This is a genomic window from Candidatus Eisenbacteria bacterium (assembly GCA_016867495.1).
Classification (GTDB): domain Bacteria; phylum Eisenbacteria; class RBG-16-71-46; order CAIMUX01; family VGJL01; genus VGJL01.
In genome coordinates this window covers 1-17,026 of record VGJL01000009.1, presented here as the reverse complement: position 1 = coordinate 17,026, position 17,026 = coordinate 1, and the positions used below count along the sequence as shown (strand labels likewise).

Annotated in this window: 18 protein-coding genes and 1 pseudogene; 12 read left to right on the top strand and 7 right to left on the bottom strand. The window is 66.9% G+C overall.

Features of this window, described 5'->3' with window-relative positions; all coding sequences use genetic code 11:
• Positions 1–29 precede the first annotated feature (29 nt).
• Positions 30–692 (bottom strand): 3'-5' exonuclease, encoded by a 663-nt coding sequence (locus FJY88_02705; protein MBM3286249.1) that lies wholly within the window; start codon positions 690–692, stop codon positions 30–32.
• A gap of 102 nt (positions 693–794) precedes the next feature.
• Between FJY88_02705 and FJY88_02700 the strand changes: the two genes are divergently transcribed.
• Positions 795–1,244 carry a hypothetical protein gene (locus tag FJY88_02700; protein MBM3286248.1) on the top strand — a complete coding sequence of 150 codons (450 nt, stop codon included), beginning with the start codon at positions 795–797 and terminating at the stop codon, positions 1,242–1,244.
• 19 nt (positions 1,245–1,263) lie between these two features.
• Here the strand turns inward: FJY88_02700 and FJY88_02695 are convergent, their stop codons facing one another.
• The 3 genes and pseudogenes from FJY88_02695 to FJY88_02685 all read right to left on the bottom strand — a co-directional run bounded on the left by FJY88_02695 (position 1,264) and on the right by FJY88_02685 (position 4,509).
• The gene (locus tag FJY88_02695; GenBank protein MBM3286247.1) at positions 1,264–2,661 is read right to left on the bottom strand and encodes an AI-2E family transporter; all 1,398 of its coding nucleotides are present in this window, start codon (positions 2,659–2,661) and stop codon (positions 1,264–1,266) included.
• A pseudogene (locus tag FJY88_02690) lies at positions 2,573–3,493 on the bottom strand (radical SAM protein). The gene FJY88_02695 and the pseudogene FJY88_02690 overlap by 89 nt, the downstream one beginning before the upstream one ends.
• A complete protein-coding gene (locus FJY88_02685) occupies positions 3,490–4,509 on the bottom strand; it encodes an NAD(P)/FAD-dependent oxidoreductase (protein MBM3286246.1) in 1,020 nt (339 codons plus the stop codon). The pseudogene FJY88_02690 and the gene FJY88_02685 overlap by 4 nt, the downstream one beginning before the upstream one ends.
• A 62-nt stretch (positions 4,510–4,571) precedes the next feature.
• Between FJY88_02685 and FJY88_02680 the strand changes: the two genes are divergently transcribed.
• Positions 4,572–5,912: an MFS transporter gene (locus FJY88_02680; GenBank protein MBM3286245.1), complete on the top strand. Its 1,341-nt coding sequence runs from the start codon at positions 4,572–4,574 to the stop codon at positions 5,910–5,912.
• Here FJY88_02680 and FJY88_02675 read toward each other — a convergent pair.
• A complete protein-coding gene (locus FJY88_02675) occupies positions 5,897–6,301 on the bottom strand; it encodes a 6-carboxytetrahydropterin synthase (protein ID MBM3286244.1) in 405 nt (134 codons plus the stop codon). The genes FJY88_02680 and FJY88_02675 overlap by 16 nt on opposite strands.
• Positions 6,302–6,573: 272 nt before the next feature.
• On the opposite strand from FJY88_02675, the gene FJY88_02670 reads away from it, so the two are divergent.
• From FJY88_02670 to FJY88_02640, 7 genes are all read left to right on the top strand, one after another.
• Positions 6,574–6,993 carry a hypothetical protein gene (locus tag FJY88_02670; GenBank protein ID MBM3286243.1) on the top strand — a complete coding sequence of 140 codons (420 nt, stop codon included), beginning with the start codon at positions 6,574–6,576 and terminating at the stop codon, positions 6,991–6,993.
• 873 nt (positions 6,994–7,866) lie between these two features.
• Positions 7,867–8,082, top strand: a complete 216-nt coding sequence (locus FJY88_02665) for a redoxin domain-containing protein (protein ID MBM3286242.1) — start codon at positions 7,867–7,869, stop codon at positions 8,080–8,082.
• A 12-nt stretch (positions 8,083–8,094) separates the two neighbouring features.
• The gene (locus FJY88_02660) at positions 8,095–8,427 is read left to right on the top strand and encodes a TlpA family protein disulfide reductase (protein ID MBM3286241.1); all 333 of its coding nucleotides are present in this window, start codon (positions 8,095–8,097) and stop codon (positions 8,425–8,427) included.
• Positions 8,327–9,190 (top strand): class I SAM-dependent methyltransferase, encoded by an 864-nt coding sequence (locus tag FJY88_02655; GenBank protein MBM3286240.1) that lies wholly within the window; start codon positions 8,327–8,329, stop codon positions 9,188–9,190. The genes FJY88_02660 and FJY88_02655 overlap by 101 nt, the downstream gene beginning before the upstream one ends.
• 45 nt (positions 9,191–9,235) lie before the next feature.
• Positions 9,236–9,859: a GNAT family N-acetyltransferase gene (locus FJY88_02650; GenBank protein ID MBM3286239.1), complete on the top strand. Its 624-nt coding sequence runs from the start codon at positions 9,236–9,238 to the stop codon at positions 9,857–9,859.
• A gap of 170 nt (positions 9,860–10,029) precedes the next feature.
• A complete protein-coding gene (locus tag FJY88_02645) occupies positions 10,030–10,977 on the top strand; it encodes a branched-chain amino acid transaminase (GenBank protein MBM3286238.1) in 948 nt (315 codons plus the stop codon).
• Positions 10,978–10,981: 4 nt separating this feature from the next.
• Complete coding sequence (locus FJY88_02640; protein MBM3286237.1) at positions 10,982–11,821, top strand: 5'-methylthioadenosine/adenosylhomocysteine nucleosidase; 840 nt, start codon at positions 10,982–10,984, stop codon at positions 11,819–11,821.
• Between the two features lie 21 nt (positions 11,822–11,842).
• On the opposite strand, the gene FJY88_02635 is transcribed toward FJY88_02640, so the two are convergent.
• Positions 11,843–12,547, bottom strand: coding sequence for an HAD family hydrolase (locus FJY88_02635; GenBank protein MBM3286236.1), 705 nt, complete (start codon positions 12,545–12,547; stop codon positions 11,843–11,845).
• The gene (locus FJY88_02630) at positions 12,544–13,188 is read right to left on the bottom strand and encodes a DNA-3-methyladenine glycosylase I (protein ID MBM3286235.1); all 645 of its coding nucleotides are present in this window, start codon (positions 13,186–13,188) and stop codon (positions 12,544–12,546) included. Before FJY88_02630 ends, FJY88_02635 begins: the two co-directional genes overlap by 4 nt.
• 68 nt (positions 13,189–13,256) lie before the next feature.
• On the opposite strand from FJY88_02630, the gene FJY88_02625 reads away from it, so the two are divergent.
• The 3 genes from FJY88_02625 to FJY88_02615 all read left to right on the top strand — a co-directional run bounded on the left by FJY88_02625 (position 13,257) and on the right by FJY88_02615 (position 16,927).
• On the top strand, positions 13,257–13,511 hold the full coding sequence (locus tag FJY88_02625) for a TonB family protein (GenBank protein MBM3286234.1): 255 nt from the start codon (positions 13,257–13,259) through the stop codon (positions 13,509–13,511).
• Between the two features lie 537 nt (positions 13,512–14,048).
• Positions 14,049–15,443, top strand: coding sequence for a sigma-54-dependent Fis family transcriptional regulator (locus FJY88_02620; protein MBM3286233.1), 1,395 nt, complete (start codon positions 14,049–14,051; stop codon positions 15,441–15,443).
• The gene (locus tag FJY88_02615) at positions 15,326–16,927 is read left to right on the top strand and encodes a HAMP domain-containing protein (GenBank protein MBM3286232.1); all 1,602 of its coding nucleotides are present in this window, start codon (positions 15,326–15,328) and stop codon (positions 16,925–16,927) included. The genes FJY88_02620 and FJY88_02615 overlap by 118 nt, the downstream gene beginning before the upstream one ends.
• The last annotated feature ends 99 nt before the right edge of the window (positions 16,928–17,026 follow it).

Here is a 17,026-nt window from a genome sequence, read left to right as displayed (position 1 = left end):
CGCGCGGCCCCGGATGCCGGCAGTACGGCTCACCGTTTCCAATCGAGAAGGGCCGCGAGGATCCGGGCCTGGAATCGCGCGTCGTGGAGAGCGTTGTGGGCCTCCTCGGGAGCGATCCCGACCAGTCCCGGGATCCTGGTCAGAAGGAAGTCCTTGTTCGCATCCCACCAGGAGATGCCGAGCACGCCGACGGCCAGCGACTTGGAATCGAGCGCTTTGTACCCGAAGACGTTCTCCATTCCGAAGTGCTGGAAGTAGTAGTTGATGTAGGCCCAGTCGAAGACCGCGTTGTGCCCGACGAAGACCGGGGCTTCGCCCGGTTGAAGACAGGAGCGGGTCCATGCCGCGAACGCCTCCATCGCCTCTCGGGCGTCGGCGCCTTTCGTCTCGAGGTGCTCGCGGGCGATTCCGTGGACCGCCATCGATTCCGCCCGGAAACCGGGGAAGATCGGCTTCAGCTCGACATAGAACTCCCGCCCGAGGCGGTGTTCCCCGCCGGATGAACGCACTTCGACGGCGCCGATCGAGACGAGGTTGAACTCGGGCGGAAAGGGGCCCGACGCTTCCACGTCGACGGAGAAGTAAACGGTGGGTGTCTCGCTCAAAGCTCCCTCCTCTTCCGGGCTCGCGGCCGCCTCGCTCCCTCGGGCGCGTCCTCGCCCGGCCCCGCGTGTCTCGGGCCGCCGCGCGATTCCATCCCGAGAAGCGAGCCCGGCAGACTATCACATCTCGATCGAGGCCGTCACCTAACGAACCATTCCGGTCACGGCCGTGGCAGGTTAATCTACGACGCGATGAGCGCCTTCCGATCGCTGAAGCCCGCGGCCTCGATGCGGACCCATCTCTTGGCCGCCGCCTTGCTCTGGACCCTGGTCGGCGCCGGGCTTGCCGGAGCGGGGGCGTTCTGGATCCTCGGAAGCTCATCGCCCCTGCGCTACGCGGTTCTCCTCTTCTCGGCGGGACTGGCTCTCCTGAAGTCGAGGCTCATCCTTGATCGAGCCGCGCGGGGGCTCGTGCGGAGAGTCGAGGAGCGGGGCGATGGCCGCTGCATCGGCGGGTTCCTATCGCTCAGGAGCTGGGGGCTCGTCGTCGGGATGGCCCTCTTCGGACGGCTCCTCCGGGCCTCCCCCCTCCCGCCGGTCCTCCGAGGAGGGATCTACGCCGCGATCGGATTGGCCCTCGCCCTCGCGGCCCGTCGACTCTGGGTCGCCTGGCGGCGGTCGCGCGGATCCCGCGGGAGCTGATCTCGATCGACCCCGGGCCCTAGGCCGCCGACCTCCTGCCTTCCGTGTAGATCCTGTAGCAGGCGAAGGCGAGGGCGAGCGCCGCGGGGCCCACCACGACTCCGAGGAATCCGAAGAGCCTGAGCGCGCCGAGGATCGAGAGGAAGAGCCAGAGGACGGGGAGCTTCATCTCGCGGCCGATCAGGTAGGGGCGCAGGAAGTTGTCGACGAGGCTGACGACGAGCGTGCCGTAGATCGCAAGGCCGATCCCCGCGCCGGTCTTCCCCGAGATATAGAGAGCCAGCGCCGTGGGAAGCCAGACCGCCACAGGGCCGACGAACGGGATCAGCGCCGCGATGAAGGTCACGAAGGCGAGCAGGATCGGGACCTTGGCTCCGGCGACCCAGAAACCCACGCCGGCGAGGACCGCCTGCGTCGCGGCCGTCAGGATCACGCCGCGAAAGACGGCGTTGATCGTCTGTCCGGCGATCCTGAAGAGCCGGCGAGAGTGGTCGGGTTCCAGCGGAAGAGCCCCCTGGATCGCCTCGATCCAGCCCGGCCCGTGGCGGAGGAAGAAGAAAAAGGCGAGCAGGGTGATTGCGGCCTCGAAGAGAAGGGCCGGCACGCCGAGCGTGACGCTTCTCATCTTGTCGAGGAGGAACCCCTGCATCCACGTGACGCCCTTCTCCAGCTCCGCCTCGATCGCCATCGGTCCCGTATCGGGCCGCGTGCCGACCAGGAAGTGCGTGACGCCCTTGAAGGGGGACTCCTCGAGCCATCGCGAGATCGACTGATAGGCCTCCGGGCCCAGGCTGTCCCTGATGCCGGGCCAGAGATTGCGCACCTCGCTCACCAGATTGAATGTGATGAGAAAGGCGGGGATGAAGAGGATCGCCACCGAGAGGACCGTGCTGATCGACGCGGCCACGATCGCCCTCCTCCGGGCGAGGTGGAGGATCCCTCGGTGCAGGGGATAGAAGAGGACGGCGAGCGTGCTCGCCCAGAGGATCGGTCGGACGATCTGGAGGTAGATCGCGACAAGCAGCGCGAGGATCGAGAGGGCTATGAATCCGAAGCCGAAGGCAAGCGCCCGGCGCCGCAGCTCGAGCACCCCTTGCCCGGGCTGCGCCGGCTCGCGCACCTGTCTCCCGTCGTGGGCCCGGTCTCCCTCCGGGCCCTGGCCCGCTCCGCCGCATTCCTTGTCGAGCACGCCTCGCTCCTCGTTCCTGGAAGGTCGTCGAGTAGAATAGCGACCCTGCCGGCCCGCCTCAGCAGGAGAATTCGATCCCCCGCCGCATGGAATTGCCGGCCGGGGGGGCGTTCCCCTCGGTCCGGAGCGCGCACATCCCGTACCCGTCCGGAATCGGCTCGGCGGCGGCGAGGTGGCGGCGCACGAGCTGCCCGCAGTTGCTTCCGATCTGGCTCTCCATCTCCTCACCGATGCTCACGATCACCTCGTACCCTGCTTCCCGCAGAGAGTCGATGACGCCACGATCGAACGGCTCCCCTCCCGTCCTGACATGCGTCTCCATCCGGTTCTCACGGGCGCGATAGGTCGGATTCAGCGGCGTGATCTTGACGAGGAACCTCTCCGGATCGAAGTGCCTGAACATGACGGCAGGGTCGATCGGAAACCGCGCGGGCAACGCGAAGTTGAGAGTGATCCGCCGGTCTCCGTCCGAGTGGAACCGCTCGCCGTATCGACCGATCTGCCCCAGCGTCCACTTCCTCGCGGGAATGAGCCCGTCCCGCAGAGGCTCGTCGGTCGTGTGAATCGAGAACTGGAGCTGAAAGCGGCCGCGGGAGTAGAGGGCATTCTTGATCGAGAGCAGCCGTTCGAAGAAGGCGTCTGCTCCCGCGGGAGCCATCGTCGAGATCGAAGGCATCAGCCCCCGGGCGCGATAGCGGCCCGGGAGCTCCTCGAGAGCATCCAGGACCGCCGGGTTCAACGCCGGTTCCCCCATGCGCGCGAACTGGATCTTGATCTGACCGGCCGGCAGCAGGCCGTCCGGGAAACGGCGACCGATCAGGTAGTCGATCTGCCCGAGAATCTCATCCTTCGTCATCCGGCCGCGGTAGTGCCCCCCGGCGTCGCACATGAGGCAGCGAATCGGGCACCCGAACATCGTCGAGATCAGAAGGACCCACTTGTCCTCCCGGGGAATGGGCGGCTGGATCGATTCGGCGAACTCGACGTGGCGGCCATCGCGCATCTCGGCAAGGTAGACGACGGCGACACGTTCTTCTCCGCTGCGGGCGATGACCCTCATGCGAGCCCCCCTTCCAGGACGAGGCGGATCCTGGTCGCGGCCCGCACGCCGTCGCCGACCGCGACGGCGGCTTGCCGGCAGTCCCCATTCTTCACGTCCCCGGCGAAGTGGAGCAGACCCCGCTGCTCCAGCTCGGCGGCCTTCTCCATCAGCTCCGGGGCGACGAAGGAGAGCGATGGATCGCGCCCGAGCGCGGCGAGCAGATAGTCGACTTCGATGCGGATCGGACCCGCGGGGCCCGAGCACTCGAGGGCGATCCGTCCGAGCCCGGACCTGGAGGCCCCGATGATCGACGTCTCCGGGCGGTAGCTGATGCTCGGCACGGCCCGGCTTCTCTCCCAAAGCAGCGGAAGGCACCTGCGCCGCGTCCCTCGATTGAGAATCTGGATCTCGTTCTTCATCGAGAGATTCAAGGCGTAGTCGAACGCCGCGTCCCCGGCCCCGACGATCGCGATCCGCTTCCCTTCCGCAGCGAGGAGCGGACGCACGTCATGGACCACCCTGTCCTCCATGCCGGCGAACAGACTCAGCGCCGGCAGCCTGCGGGGATCGGTTCCGCTCGCGATGAGGACGATCTGGGAGGTGTAGACTCCCGCGGCGGTCGCGACCCGGAATCCACGTTCGGTGCGCGCCAGCGATGTCACTTCCGCGGGGATGGGTGTCGCCCCGAAGCGCAACGCCTGCTCCACGAACATCCGCGCAAGAGCCGGGCCGCTGACGCCCGACGGAAAGCCGGGGTAGTTCTCCACGAGGGCCGCGCTAGAGAGAAGCCCTCCCGGCTGCGCGCGCTCCAGCAGCAAGGTCCTCACGCCAAGGCGCGCGAGCTGGATCGCCGCGGCGATCCCGGCCGGTCCGGCCCCGACGATGACGACTTGCTCCGCCTGCGCCGCGGTTTCCATGGTCGAGAGAGTAGCACCTGGGGACAAGGGCCGGCATCCGTTCGCATGCCTCGGCGAGGCGGTCCGCCATGAGCCCCGTCGAGAGCCGTGCCGGGGAATCCGTGTCGAGGAACCCATGTCGAGGAACCCGGCTCGATCCCCGGCCCGATCCCCGGCCCGAGGAGTAGTATGGATGGCCTATGGGAGCCAAGGGGGAGGCCTCCGGCCAGGGCGGGACCGGAGGAGGCGAGGGGAGCGGCCAGAGGACGAGCGCCCTCTCCAACTACTTCCGCGCGCTCCGTCATCGGAACTTCCGTCTGTTCTGGTTTGGCCAGCTCGTGTCGCTGATCGGAACCTGGATGCAGAGTTCCGCCATACTCTGGCTCGTCCACCGATTGACGCGCGAGCCGATCTGGCTGGGCGCGGCCGGGATGGCGACCTTCCTGCCGGTCCTGCTCTTCTCCCTCTTCGCGGGGGTGATTGTCGATCGGGTCCCCAAGCGCAGGCTGATCATCGCCACCCAGGCGGTCTCCTTGTGCCTTGCCTTGGCGCTGGGGACTCTCACCTTCACGGGCGCCGTGACCGTGCATCACATCCTGGTCGTGGCCTTCCTCCTCGGCACCGTGAACGCCTTCGACATGCCGGCGCGCCAGTCGTTCGTGATCGAGATGGTCGGCGCGGAGGACGTTCTGAACGCCGTAGCGCTGAACTCCTCGGTCTTCAATGTCGCCAGGGTGATCGGACCGTCCATCGCGGGGATCCTGATCGCGGGGGCGGGAGAAGCGCCCTGCTTCTTCCTCAACAGCCTCTCCTTCGTGCCGATCATCGTCGGCCTGGCCTCGATGCGCCTGCCCGAGAGGCCCAGGCGTCCCCGGAGGCCGATTCTCCAGGAAGTGAGGGAAGGCCTGCTCTTCACGATCGCAACGCCGCGCATCCGCTCGATCCTTCAAGCGGTGGCGATCTCGAGCGTCTTCGGCATCACCTTCACGATCCTCCTCCCGGTCTTCGCCGACGACGTGCTCGGAAAGGGGCCGCGCGCCTACGGGTTGCTCCTTGGGGCGTTCGGAGCGGGGGCGGTGGTTGGAGCGTTGAGGCTGGCGGGCCGGACGAGCACGAAGGGCTCCGCGCGCCTCGTCGCCCTCGGCATGGCGACCCTGGGGCTCTCCCTCGTCGCCTTCTCCTACTCGAGGAGCTTCGCGCTATCTGAGATCCTTCTGTTCATTGTCGGGGGCGCGATGGTGACCCAGCTCGCCACGACGAACACGCTCCTCCAGCGGCTCGCCCCCGATGAGATGAGGGGAAGGATCCTGAGCGTCTACACGTTCGTCCTGGTCGGCCTCACGCCCGTGGGCTCGGTCCTCCAGGGCGCGGTCGCGCAGAGGCTCGGAGCGCCTTGGTCGGTGAGGATCGGCGCCTTGATCTGCATCCTCGGAGCGGTCTGGTTCGTCACTCGGATCCCGCGATGGCGGGCGGCATTGCTCCTGCAGCCGCTCCAGGACTCGGCGGGCGCGGCTCGACCCGGACCCTATCCGGGCCGGTAGGTCGCCGCGCATTCCTCGGTCTCGTCGAGCGAGACCGCGACGACCGGAAGTCCCAACCGAAGAAGACCCTCGTAGATGTGGCGCGCGAGATTCTCCGCGGTCGGATCGAAGTCGACCACGTAGATCGGCTCCCCGATCGCCCTCAGGGCGGCGACCGCCGGATCCCGCTCCCTGAGCACCAGGCGGTGGTCGAGGGTCTCCGCGAGCCAGTCGCGGACGATGCCCTTGACGGCCCCGAAGTCCACGACCATCCCGGTCGGTCCGAGCCTCTCGGCGGCCAAAGCCACCCTGAGCCGGCCGTTGTGGCCGTGCAGGCGGGCGCACTTGCCCTCGTGGCCGAGGAGGCGGTGCCCGTAGGAAAAGCTGACTTCTCTCGTGATCTCGAACATCCCCTGCCTCCACCATCGCTCGTCCAGCCCCAGGCCTGTAACCCCGAGCCGAATCTGGATCTATTCCCCCATGGACCTTACGCCGCGGGACCACCCTTGCACAATCCCGGTCCCCTGCCGGGGATCTGGCAACGCTCGGGATGACCCCCTCGCTCCCGAATCGACGCCCGCCAAAGAAAATGCTGGAACTTTAGAACGATTCCAGAGATCATATCACGATTCGAGTCCGTCAGCCGGGCGCTTTGGGGGGGCCCAAGACCGGTGAAACGCACATGGGACTAGGGATTTGCCCATTCGGACTCGGAGGAGGAGCAATGGACGCAAGGACCACCATGCGCTACAAGCGCCGGCTTCTCGATGAGCTGGGCCAGAGGGGGCATCTCCTCGGTCAGCTCAAGAAGTCGGTCGCGGAGCAGGGCCAGCGCTACATAGAGGACGGAGGCGCCTTCGCGAACCACATGGCCGACTGCGCCACGGAGGAAGCCGACAGGGAGTCCGCCTTCCTGCTTGCCGACGCCCAAGGTCGGACCATCCACGAAATAGAGGAAGCGATCCAGAGGATCGATGAAGGCGTCTACGGCGCCTGCGAGAGGTGCGGCATGCAGATCGACCGCCGTAGGCTCGAGGTCTTGCCGCAGGCGCGCTTCTGCCTGAAATGTCAGGAGAAACAGGAGCGCCTTCGCAGGAACTAGACCGTCGCGCCAGGGTTAGAGACCACGACAGCCAGCAGCCCGTGGGTCCCCCAGACGGGCGGACCCGGAAGGGACGGGCGTGAGGGCCTCCAGAGTGGGCGCCGGTTCCCCCGTTTGCCGGGGGGGAGCCGGCGCCTCTTCTTCGTTCACACCCGCTGCTGTGCGCCGCCACCCGATCTCCTATACTCGGACATCGATCCGCGCCGACTCACCCCGGCGGACAAGGAGATTTCCATGCGATTCAGCCCCACCGATCGAAGATGGCTCGCTCTCGTTTGCCTCTCCCTGCCGCTCCTCTGGACGGCAGGATGCACGGGGAATCGGAAGTCGAGTCCCGAGGCCGAGGAAGGCGCCGACAGCGCCGCCTATGCCCAGATCGAGATCCTCGAGGACGGCGCGGCCCGCCTGGCCGCCCTGCGCAAGTTCGTGAAGGAGCGCCCTTCTAGCCGGGAGGCCGGCGAGGCGTACGTCGATCTCATCGAGCTTGCGCGAACAGAGGATCCGGCCTCGGTCCCCGGGGCACTGCGGGACTTCCTGAAGACCGATCATGCTTCGCCGGGGCCCTACAACGCGGTCGGCTGGGATCTGGCGGAAGCGGGCGAGCACCTCGATCTGGCCGTGAGGGTCCTGGAGAAGGCGGTCGCGAAGGCCCGCGCCGGCGAGGATGAGCAGATGCTCGCTTCCTGCCTCGACAGCGAGGCATGGGCCCGCCACAAGAACGGGGACCACGCGACCGCGGCGGCCCGCATGGAGGAGGCCTACGCGATTCTCGGACCGGGAAACGATGAGATCGACGAGCACATGGCCCTCATCTACGACGCCGCGGGGATGGATGAGAAGGCGAAGCCGATCTACATGGATCTCCTCTCCCACATGGAGAGTCCGCTCCTGCGCGGGAATCTGGCCCGAATCGTGAGCGATGGCGGCGGTTCGCTGGCGGAGATCGAGGCCGAGATCTCCCGCAGGCGGGCCGAGGGGGCGACCGAGGCTCCCGACTTCACGCTGCCTACTCTCGCTTCCGCGGAACAGGTCTCTCTCAAGGACTTTCGCGGCCGGGTCGTCCTTCTCAACTTCTGGCATCCCACTTGAGGAGCCTGCCGTGTGGAGTATCCACACCTGCAGGAGATCTACGCGAGGCGGGGAGGCGAGGACTTCGTCATTCTCTCGGTCGAGACCACCAATCGTCCGGCGCTGGCAGAGAAGTTCGTGGCCGAGCACGCGGCCACTTTCCCGGTCCTGGTCGACGACCAGAGGCAGATGCGCTCCCTCTTCGGGTTGAAGGGAGTGCCGACCAACCTGCTCATCGACAGACAGGGCAAGATCGTCTTCCGCCATCTTGGCTTCGCGCCGGGCAACGAGAAGATGTTCGAGGCGGAGATCGACTTCCTGCTGGCGAAGCCGGAAGGGTCCGCCAAGGGCGCCTCCCTCTCCTAGGATCGGGGTGGCGCCGCATCGTCCGGGCCCGCGCGGCTACTACGCGGACAAGCTCTCCGCCGAGCGACTCAGAGCCTGCTACGAGTGCGCTCCGCCTCGAACGAAGGCTTACCTCGAGGCCGAGATCGCCTTCGTCCTGACGAAGGCCAAAGCCGGGACGGTCGCCCTCGAGCTCGGCTGCGGCTACGGACGCGTCTTGAAGCGCATGATCCCCGCGGTCCGCCGGGTCATCGGCGTCGACAATTCCCTGTCGAGCCTCCAGATGGCCCGCGGCTACCTCCGCGAGGACGGAAAGCCTCCCGAAAGAGAGCCCTTCCTCCTGGCGTCGGACGCGAGAAGCCTGGCCTTGTCCGACGGATCAGTGGATCTGACCATCTGCATCCAGAACGGCATCTCGGCCCTCAAGGTCGATCCCCGGCTCCTATTTGCCGAGGCGAGGCGGGTCACTCGCGCGGGAGGTTCGATCCTCTTCTCGAGCTACTCCCCATCCTTCTGGGAGCACCGTCTGGCGTGGTTCAGAGCCCAATCCGCGCGAGGCCTGATCGGTGAGTTGGATGAGGGCGCGACGCGAGACGGGGTGATCGTCTGCAAGGACGGGTTTCGGGCGACCACGGCCTCGGCAAGCGACTTCGCGCAGTGGGCCCGCGGCATCGGCATCGAGCCGGAGGTCGTCGAAGTCGAATGTTCGAGCCTGTTCTGCGTGATCCCCGTGCCGCAGACTCCCTCCCGCCGGGCGGAGGAGGCCGAGGGCTCATCGGATTGATTGTGGACCGCCCCATCCGGCAGACGATCGAGGAGAACTGGAGGAATGCCAGTGAGCCCAGAACGAGACTCGCCGAGAACTCGGCGCGCCCGCGCGTCCCTCTGCTTCGCCTCTCTCACGGCGGACAGGTGGTCGGACTTCAAGGAGCTGCTCGGTCGGCATGGCGGCGCCGGGGGCTGCTGGTGCATGTGGTGGCGCCTTTCCAAGGCCGACTTCGACGCCGGCAAGGGGGACGCGAACTGCAGAGCCATGCGAGCGATCGTCCGATCGGGGCGGATGCCCGGGATCCTCGCCTACCATGAGGGGCGGCCCGTCGGGTGGTGCTCCGTGGCCCCTCGCGAAGAGTTCCCGCGGCTCGAGCGGACGAGGCTCTTCAAGAGGCTGGATGACGAGCCGGTCTGGTCTGTGGTCTGCCTCTACGTCGCCGCCCCCCACCGCAGGCTCGGGGTCGCGACGGCCCTTCTGCGCGCCGCGGTCGATTTCGTGCGCGCGCGGGGCGGACGCGTGGTCGAAGGGTACGCGGTGGAACCGAAGAGCGCAGCCATGCCCCCCGTCTTCGCGTACCAGGGGCTCGCCGCGTCCTATCGACGGGCAGGCTTCCGCGAAGTCGCCAGGCCGTCTCCGACCCGGCCGATCATGCGTCGCTCCGTCGGGAAGGTCAGGCGCTAGCCTGGCCGTGGCATCCCTCCGTCCGGTCGCAAGAGGAGGGCGAAGATCGCCCGCATGCTGTAGAGTGGTCCGTGGCGAAGGGAACAGCGCCAAGGGAATCCGCGGCGGCGGAGACGCCCGCCGCGCAAGGTGAGGACCGGCTCGCCGGCCCTCAAGGGAGGTGTGGGGCGATGCCCAGTCAGAATCGTTTCGCCTTCTTCAAGGGCAAGATCGTCGCGATCGAGGACGCGAAGATCGGCATCATGACCTCTGCTTTCAACTACGGCACGGCGGTCTTCGAGGGGATCCGCGCCTACTGGTCGGACAAGGAGAAGCAGCTCCTCGTCTTCCGGTTGAGGGAGCACTACGAGCGCTTCATCCAGAACGCTCGCTTCCTGCGCATGGAGCTTCCCTACACGTGCGACCAGCTCTGCGACACGACGACCGAGCTTCTGCGGCGGGAGGGGTACAAGACCGACACCTATATCCGGCCGGTCGCCTACAAGTCCGGGGAGGCCGTCGGCGTTCGGCTTCACGATCTCCCGTGCGACTGCTCGATGTTCGCCATCCCCTTCGGGGAGTACATCGATCGGCCCGCCGGGGCGCGCTTGACCGTCTCGGCCTGGAAGCGGCTCGATGACAACGCGCTGCCCGCCCGCAAGAAGATCGTCGGCGCGTACGTGAACTCGGCGCTGGCGAAGACCGACGCCGCCCTGAGCGGGTTCGACGACGCCTTGATGCTCTCGGGCGACGGCCACGTCTCGGAGGCCAGCGCGGCCAACATGTTCATCGTACGCAACGGAGTCCTCATCACTCCCCCGGTCACGGCGGACATCCTCGAGGGGATCACGCGCGCGACCGTGATCGAGCTTGCTCGCGATCTCGGAATGGAGACCCAGGAACGCTTGATCGATCGCTCGGAGCTCCATGTCGCCGAGGAGATGCTCCTCTGCGGAACGGGGGTCGGGGTCATGCCGGTGATCGAAGTCGACCACCACGCCATCGGCGCCGGGAAGATCGGGCCGATCGCCAGGAAGCTGCGCACCCTCTACCTGGCGGTCGCCCGCGGGCAAGAGGCCCGCTATCGGTCCTGGTGCACCGAAGTCTACGCGCCGGAGGGGGCGCAGACCGGGCGCTAGAGACATGCGAGGGGCGGTCGTCTGGGCTGCAGTCTGCCTGGTTCTCCTCTCGGCCGCGGTCGCTTCTTCCCGAGAAGGGGCGACCGCGATCCTGGGCGCCTTCCCGCCGGAGCTTGAGCTGATCCGCGGCTCGCTCAGCGAGAAGAGGGACTCGACCGCGTTCGGGCTCGCCTTCACCTTGGGCGTGCTCGAGGGCAGGGATGTCGTCGTCGCGGAGTCGGGAGTCGGAAAGGTGAACGCCGCGATGACAACGACAGTCCTGCTGGGGGCCTTTCGTCCGCGAGAGGTCCTCTTCTCGGGAATCGCAGGAGCGCTGAATCCGGACCTTCGACCTGGCGAGATCGTGATCGGGACAGCGACAGCCCAACACGACTTCCTCTACCTCGGGGCCGACACCACGATGCACACCTCAACGAGGAACCCGGCCACCGGCGAGCGGAATCCGTTCTTCATCCCGGGAGACGCCGATCTTCTCGCCCTCGCTGCTCAGGCGGCCGAGAGCGCCCGGCTCAGGCCGATTCCAGGAACCGAGGGAGATCGGCCGCCTCGAGTCATCCAGGGCGTGATCCTGACGGGAGACGCCTTCGTCGCGTCGAACCCGGTGAAGGAAGCGCTGCGGGACCGCCTGGGCGGGGACGCTGTGGAGATGGAAGGGGCGGCGGTCGCCCAGGTCTGCCATGAGATGGGCGTGCCCTGTCTCGTCGTGCGCAGCATCAGCGACAGCGCCGACTCGACGGCGAGCCGGGATATCGAGGCCTTCTATCAGATCGCCGCCGACAACTCCGCCTCGCTCGTGAGGAGCCTGGTCGCGCTCCTGGCCCGCAAGGCCAACGGCGACGACTAGAGCGGCTCTCCGGCAGCGCTGCTACTCCGCTGTGCGGACCATCCCCCGCAGGACTTCGACCAGCTCGGGATAGGACCGAACGACCCAGTCCGTGTTCCTCTCGCGGCCCGCCGCGATCTCCGGAAGAGACTCCTCGAGCATCGCGAGAATCAGGACCGTGGCCATCCCGGCGCTGCGGGCCCCCTCGTGCTCGCGGCTGCCGCCGTCCCCCACGAAGACGCAAGAGGAAGGGTCGACCTGAAGCGCGGCCGCGGCCCGCAGATAGATCTCGACATCCGGCTTCGCGACCTTCTCGATGCAGGAGAAGAGCGCCGCGTCGATCAGCGGGGCGAGAGGAGACTCGTCCCACGCCTCGATCTCGTCAAGCCCGGCATTGCTGACGACGGCGGTCCTCAAACCCATGCCCCGGATCGCCCCCAGCGCTTCCAGCACCGCGGGTCGCACGTGAATGAGCGCGTGCCGGAACCTCTTCCCCCGCCCCTCCATCGCCCGGGCGATCCGCTCCTCGGGAATGCTCGGATCCACGGCGTGCGCGATCCGCCGCAGCGACTCGAACGGATCGGGCTCCTCTCCGAGCGCGTGGTGGCGCGCATGCTCCACGATCGCGCGGTTCCAGGCGATCGGATCGATCATGAGGACGCTCGCCGCCGAGCGCCCGGGAGCCTCGTTCACGTCGACGAGCGTGTGGAACAGGTCGAGGAGGACGGCCTTCGGTTCGGGTCTCATCCGATCCTCCTGACGGCAGCAGTCGATGCGCGACTGCGATTCGCCTCCCCGACATCCCCAGGCCCCCTGAGGCGCGTCCTTCGTCCCACCGCCCTGTATCGGCTGCAGTCGACAACGTGGTCGTTCACCAGCCCTGCGGCCTGCATGTAGGCATAGCAGATCGTCGGTCCGACGAAGCGGAATCCCCGTCTCATCAGGTCCTTGCTCATCGCCTCCGATTCCGCGGTCTTCGTGGGAATCTCGGACAGGCTGCGCCATGCGTTCCGCTTCGACCTGCCTGCCACGAAACCCCAGATGTAGGCGTCGAAGGACCCGAACTCCTTCTGGACCTTCAGGAACGCCTTCGCGCCGGCGATCGCGGCCTCGATCTTCAGCCTGTTCCTCACGATTCCGGGATCCGCGAGGAGGGAACGCCGCTTGCGCGCGCCGTATCTCGCCACCTTCCGGGGATCGAATCCGTCGAAGGCCTTGCGGTAGTTCTCTCTCTTGCGGAGGATCGTGATCCAGCTGAGGCCCGCCTGCGCGCCATCGAGGACGAGGAACTCGAAGTGCTTGCGATCATCATGCACGGGCACGCCCCACTCGCTGTCGTGGTAGGCGATCGCGAGCGGGTCGGCACCGGGCCAAGGACAGCGCTTCATGCGATCAGAGCGTAGACGGATCCGCCCGAGACCGGAAGGGCAAGACGGCGCGCGAGGAGAGGAAGCCGATCGACCCGCGCTTCGCCTGCGGGGGCGAAGGATCCGTTCTTCTGTCTCTCCTGATCGATTCGAAGGGCGGGGTGGCAAGAGCGGAGATCGTCGAGGGTGTCGAGGGACATCCCGCGTTCGGCGACGCGGCGCTCGCCGCGGCCCGGACGTGGACGTTCAAGCCGGGCGAGAAGGACGGGGAGCCGGTCGAGATGGCTGTTCATGTGCCCGTGAAGTTCCGCCTGGACGAGAAGAAGCCGCCGCAGGAGAAGTAGAGAGCCGCAGCCTTGCGAAGAGGGCCATCGAGGCCCGCGTCGATCGCGGCGCGCCTGCTCGCGCATCGAGTCCGATCAAGCCCGCCTAGCTCCTGAGCCGATCCTTGGGCCTCGAGCGCGTTTGCATCCACCGGAGAAAAAGGGGAGAGACGGACTCCACCTCGGAGGAGATGGTGAGGGGCAGGCAGTTGACCTCACCCTGGAGGAGTCCGTCTCTTTGAAACCGATACGACAGCCCGCTGACTGTCGCCCGATGCCGCACTTCACTATCAAGAGCCGTGCCAAATCGACTCGTCAAAGATGCTCAATATAATCGCAATATTCCAAACAAGTTATGTGATCGACGCTCAATCTGAACCGCCCCCGGATTCCCCGGATCGGTCGCCGAACAGTGTAGAAAGGTCTGACCGTTACCTTTTTACCCGGCAGGCAGGATCCTGTGATAGGTTCACCTCCGGACTCACAATGACTTGGACACGGGGCCGCCCGGCAGGTTCCATCATGAAGTCTGCCGGGGCCCGCACACGCGGGGGATCCATGACCGAGCAGTACAAGATCCTGGTCGTCGACGATGAGGAGCCGATCCGCAGAGGAATCGCCTACATCATCTCCGGCATGGGTCACGACGTGGATGTCGCCGCCGATGCCGAAGAGGCCCTCGCGAAGGCGATCGATTCCCCGCCCGATCTCGTCATCACCGATCTGCAGCTTCCGGGGCGCGACGGACTCCAACTCGTCGGCGACCTCAAGGATCGCGGCATCGAGTCCACCTTGATCATCCTGACGGCCCACGGCACGATCGACAGCGCGGTGGAAGCGACCCGCCGCGGGGTCTACGACTATCTCGTCAAGCCGGTCGAACCCGACCGGCTCGCGACGGTGATCCGCAAGGGGCTCGAGAGATCCGCGATGCGCCAGGAGGTCCTCCTCCTGAGGCGCGAGATGATCCGCAGCGGCCGCTTCCAGAGACTGGTCGGCAAGTCGGCTCCCATGCTGGCCCTCTACCGCCTCATCGATCAGATCGCCCCGTCGAACGCGTCCGTCCTGATCACGGGCGAGAGCGGGACGGGGAAGGAGGTCGTGGCGCGCGCGATCCACAGTCTCAGCCCTCGATCCGCCGCCCGATTCATCGCGCTGAGCTGCGCGGCCATCCCGGAGACGCTCCTCGAGAGCGAGATCCTCGGTCATGAGAAGGGAGCCTTCACGGGCGCGAGCGCGTCGAGACCCGGCTGCTTCGAGCTGGCGGACGGAGGCACGATCTTCCTCGACGAGATCGCCGAGATGCCCGCCTCTCTCCAGAGCAAGCTCCTGAGGGTCCTGGAAGACCGCAAGGTCCGCCGGGTGGGCGGGACGCGCGAGATCCCGATCGACGTGCGCGTCCTCGCCGCGACGAACGCGGCGATCGAAGAGCGCCTCGCCTCGGGTCTCTTCCGCGAGGACCTCTACTTCAGGCTGAACGTGATCACGCTGGACGTACCGGCCCTGCGCGAGAGGATGGAGGACCTTCCGCTGCTGGCGCACGATTTCCTCAGGGAGTATGCGCTGGAGAACGGAAAGGCCGTCGTCGGCTTCTCGGAGGACGCGCTCGCCTTGATGCGCCAGTATGACTGGCCGGGGAACGTCCGCGAGCTGCGCAACGCGGTGCAGAGGGCGGTCATTCTCAGCAAGTCGGACGAGATCCTCCCCACCGACCTGCCCCCGGCCGTTCGCCCGAGCGTGCGACGCGACGCTTCCTCCTCGGGCACCCTGCAGGTGACGATCGGCGCGCCCCTGGACGACGTGGAGAGGGCCGTCATTCTGGAGACCCTCCGGACATGCGGCGGGAACAAGACGCGAGCGGCGGCCGTGCTCGGCGTGAGCCCGAAGACGCTGCACTTGAAGCTCAGGCGCTACAGGGGACGCGAGACCGATTCCATCGAGGCGACCGGATGAGATTCGCCCTGCGCGGCCGGCAGCCGCTCGCCCTCCTGCTGCTCGGGATCGTGATCGTCTCGATCTCGATCCTCGTGCAGCTCACCCATGTCCTGCGCCTCGCGACCGACGCGGCGGCCGAGGAATCCGGGCTCGTGGTCCAGACTCTCCTCCTCCAGATCGGTCACGTCGCGCAACGAGAGCCGTCCTCCCCCATGCGGGCTCTCCAGGAGGATCCCCGGATCGACTTGATCTTGCAGGCCGCCACGGCGCAGGCCCCGGCGGTGCTCTTTGTGGCGATCGCCGACCCATCCCGGAACGCGGTGGCCCACACGATCCCGGAGATGGTCGGCTCGCGGCTCGACCCGTTGCCCCCGCTCCCCCGCGTCCGCACTCTGGCCGAGAGCGCGGCCCTGCTGGTCAGTCTCCTGCGATCGCCTCAGGTCTACGGGATCGACGCCCCTCTTCAGCTCGGCGATCGTCCTTTCGCGTCGATCAGGGTGGGCATCGCCGGGGTTCTCCTCAGGGACCAGGTGCAGGAGGCCTTCCGGCGGGGAATCCCCGGGGCGGGAATCCAGATCGCTCTGGCAGTCGCTCTGGGATTCGTCCTGGCTGGACTCGCGTCGAAGCGGCTGCGCCAGATCGAGGCGGGCGTGGCGGCCCTACGCGAGGGCCGATTCGAGAGCAGGATTCCCGAGAGCGGCGTCGACGAGTTCAGCAGGCTCGTCCGCGACCTGAACCTCCTTTCCGAGAAGTTCGAGCGCGAGAGGCTGGACCGCATCCCGGCAGCCCTTCAGGAAGCCGATCCCATGATGAGCCAGTCGCGGATCCTCACGCGTCTCGGCCAGATGGCCGCCGGAGTCGCGCACGAGATCCGCAACCCGCTTCAAGCGATCAATCTTGAACTCGGCATCCTCGGGGGATCGCGGAGCCTTCCGCCGGAGGAAGTGGAGCGCCATGTCCGCATAGCGCAGGAGGAGATCCAGAGACTGCAAAGGGCGGTCAGCGGATTCCTCAAGATCGCCAGGATGCGTCCCGTGGCTCCCGCCCCGCTGCGACTCAACGAGTTGCTCGAAGAAGTCCAGCAATCGATGAAGGCGGAGGCGGGCCTGAGCGGTCTCGACCTGGACCTGGATCTCTTCGCGGAGCTTCCGGAGACATATGCGGATCGCGAGGTCATGAGACAAGCGGTCGAGAACCTCGTGAAGAACGCCCTTCAGGCGCTTCCCTCAAGGGATGGACGGGTGATCCTGCAGAGCCGCGCCGTCGATTCGGAGATCCGTGTCTCGGTCGCGGACACGGGCCCCGGGATTCCGCCTGAGCACATCGAGAAGGTCTTCGATCTGTACTTCACGACCAAGGAAGGCGGAACGGGCGTCGGGCTCCCCCTCGTGCGTCAGGCTCTGGAGATGCATGCCGGGGACGTCGAAGTCGATTCCGATCAAGAGAAAGGGACCGTCGTGACGTTGCGCCTGCCTATACGCGTCAAGGCGGCTCGGGCTTGACATGAGAACGAGAACCAGGACACGGATCGGACCGAAGAGCCGCCTCGGACGGGGAGGGAATCTCGCGTCGCGCGCGATCCCGAACGGCCGCGCGCTCGG

What these genes read in the sequence shown, in the direction of transcription:
- FJY88_02620 (MBM3286233.1), top strand. Translation starts at nt 14,049, where the DNA reads ATGACCGAGCAGTACAAGATCCTGGTCGTCGACGATGAGGAGCCGATC.
- FJY88_02650 (MBM3286239.1), top strand. Translation starts at nt 9,236, where the DNA reads ATGCCAGTGAGCCCAGAACGAGACTCGCCGAGAACTCGGCGCGCCCGC.
- FJY88_02640 (MBM3286237.1), top strand. Translation starts at nt 10,982, where the DNA reads ATGCGAGGGGCGGTCGTCTGGGCTGCAGTCTGCCTGGTTCTCCTCTCG.
- FJY88_02615 (MBM3286232.1), top strand. Translation starts at nt 15,326, where the DNA reads ATGCGGCGGGAACAAGACGCGAGCGGCGGCCGTGCTCGGCGTGAGCCC.
- FJY88_02675 (MBM3286244.1), bottom strand. Translation starts at nt 6,301, where the DNA reads ATGTTCGAGATCACGAGAGAAGTCAGCTTTTCCTACGGGCACCGCCTC.
- FJY88_02680 (MBM3286245.1), top strand. Translation starts at nt 4,572, where the DNA reads ATGGGAGCCAAGGGGGAGGCCTCCGGCCAGGGCGGGACCGGAGGAGGC.
- FJY88_02700 (MBM3286248.1), top strand. Translation starts at nt 795, where the DNA reads ATGAGCGCCTTCCGATCGCTGAAGCCCGCGGCCTCGATGCGGACCCAT.
- FJY88_02670 (MBM3286243.1), top strand. Translation starts at nt 6,574, where the DNA reads ATGGGACTAGGGATTTGCCCATTCGGACTCGGAGGAGGAGCAATGGAC.
- FJY88_02685 (MBM3286246.1), bottom strand. Translation starts at nt 4,509, where the DNA reads ATGGGTTCCTCGACACGGATTCCCCGGCACGGCTCTCGACGGGGCTCA.
- FJY88_02635 (MBM3286236.1), bottom strand. Translation starts at nt 12,547, where the DNA reads ATGAGACCCGAACCGAAGGCCGTCCTCCTCGACCTGTTCCACACGCTC.
- FJY88_02630 (MBM3286235.1), bottom strand. Translation starts at nt 13,188, where the DNA reads ATGAAGCGCTGTCCTTGGCCCGGTGCCGACCCGCTCGCGATCGCCTAC.
- FJY88_02665 (MBM3286242.1), top strand. Translation starts at nt 7,867, where the DNA reads ATGGAGAGTCCGCTCCTGCGCGGGAATCTGGCCCGAATCGTGAGCGAT.
- FJY88_02645 (MBM3286238.1), top strand. Translation starts at nt 10,030, where the DNA reads ATGCCCAGTCAGAATCGTTTCGCCTTCTTCAAGGGCAAGATCGTCGCG.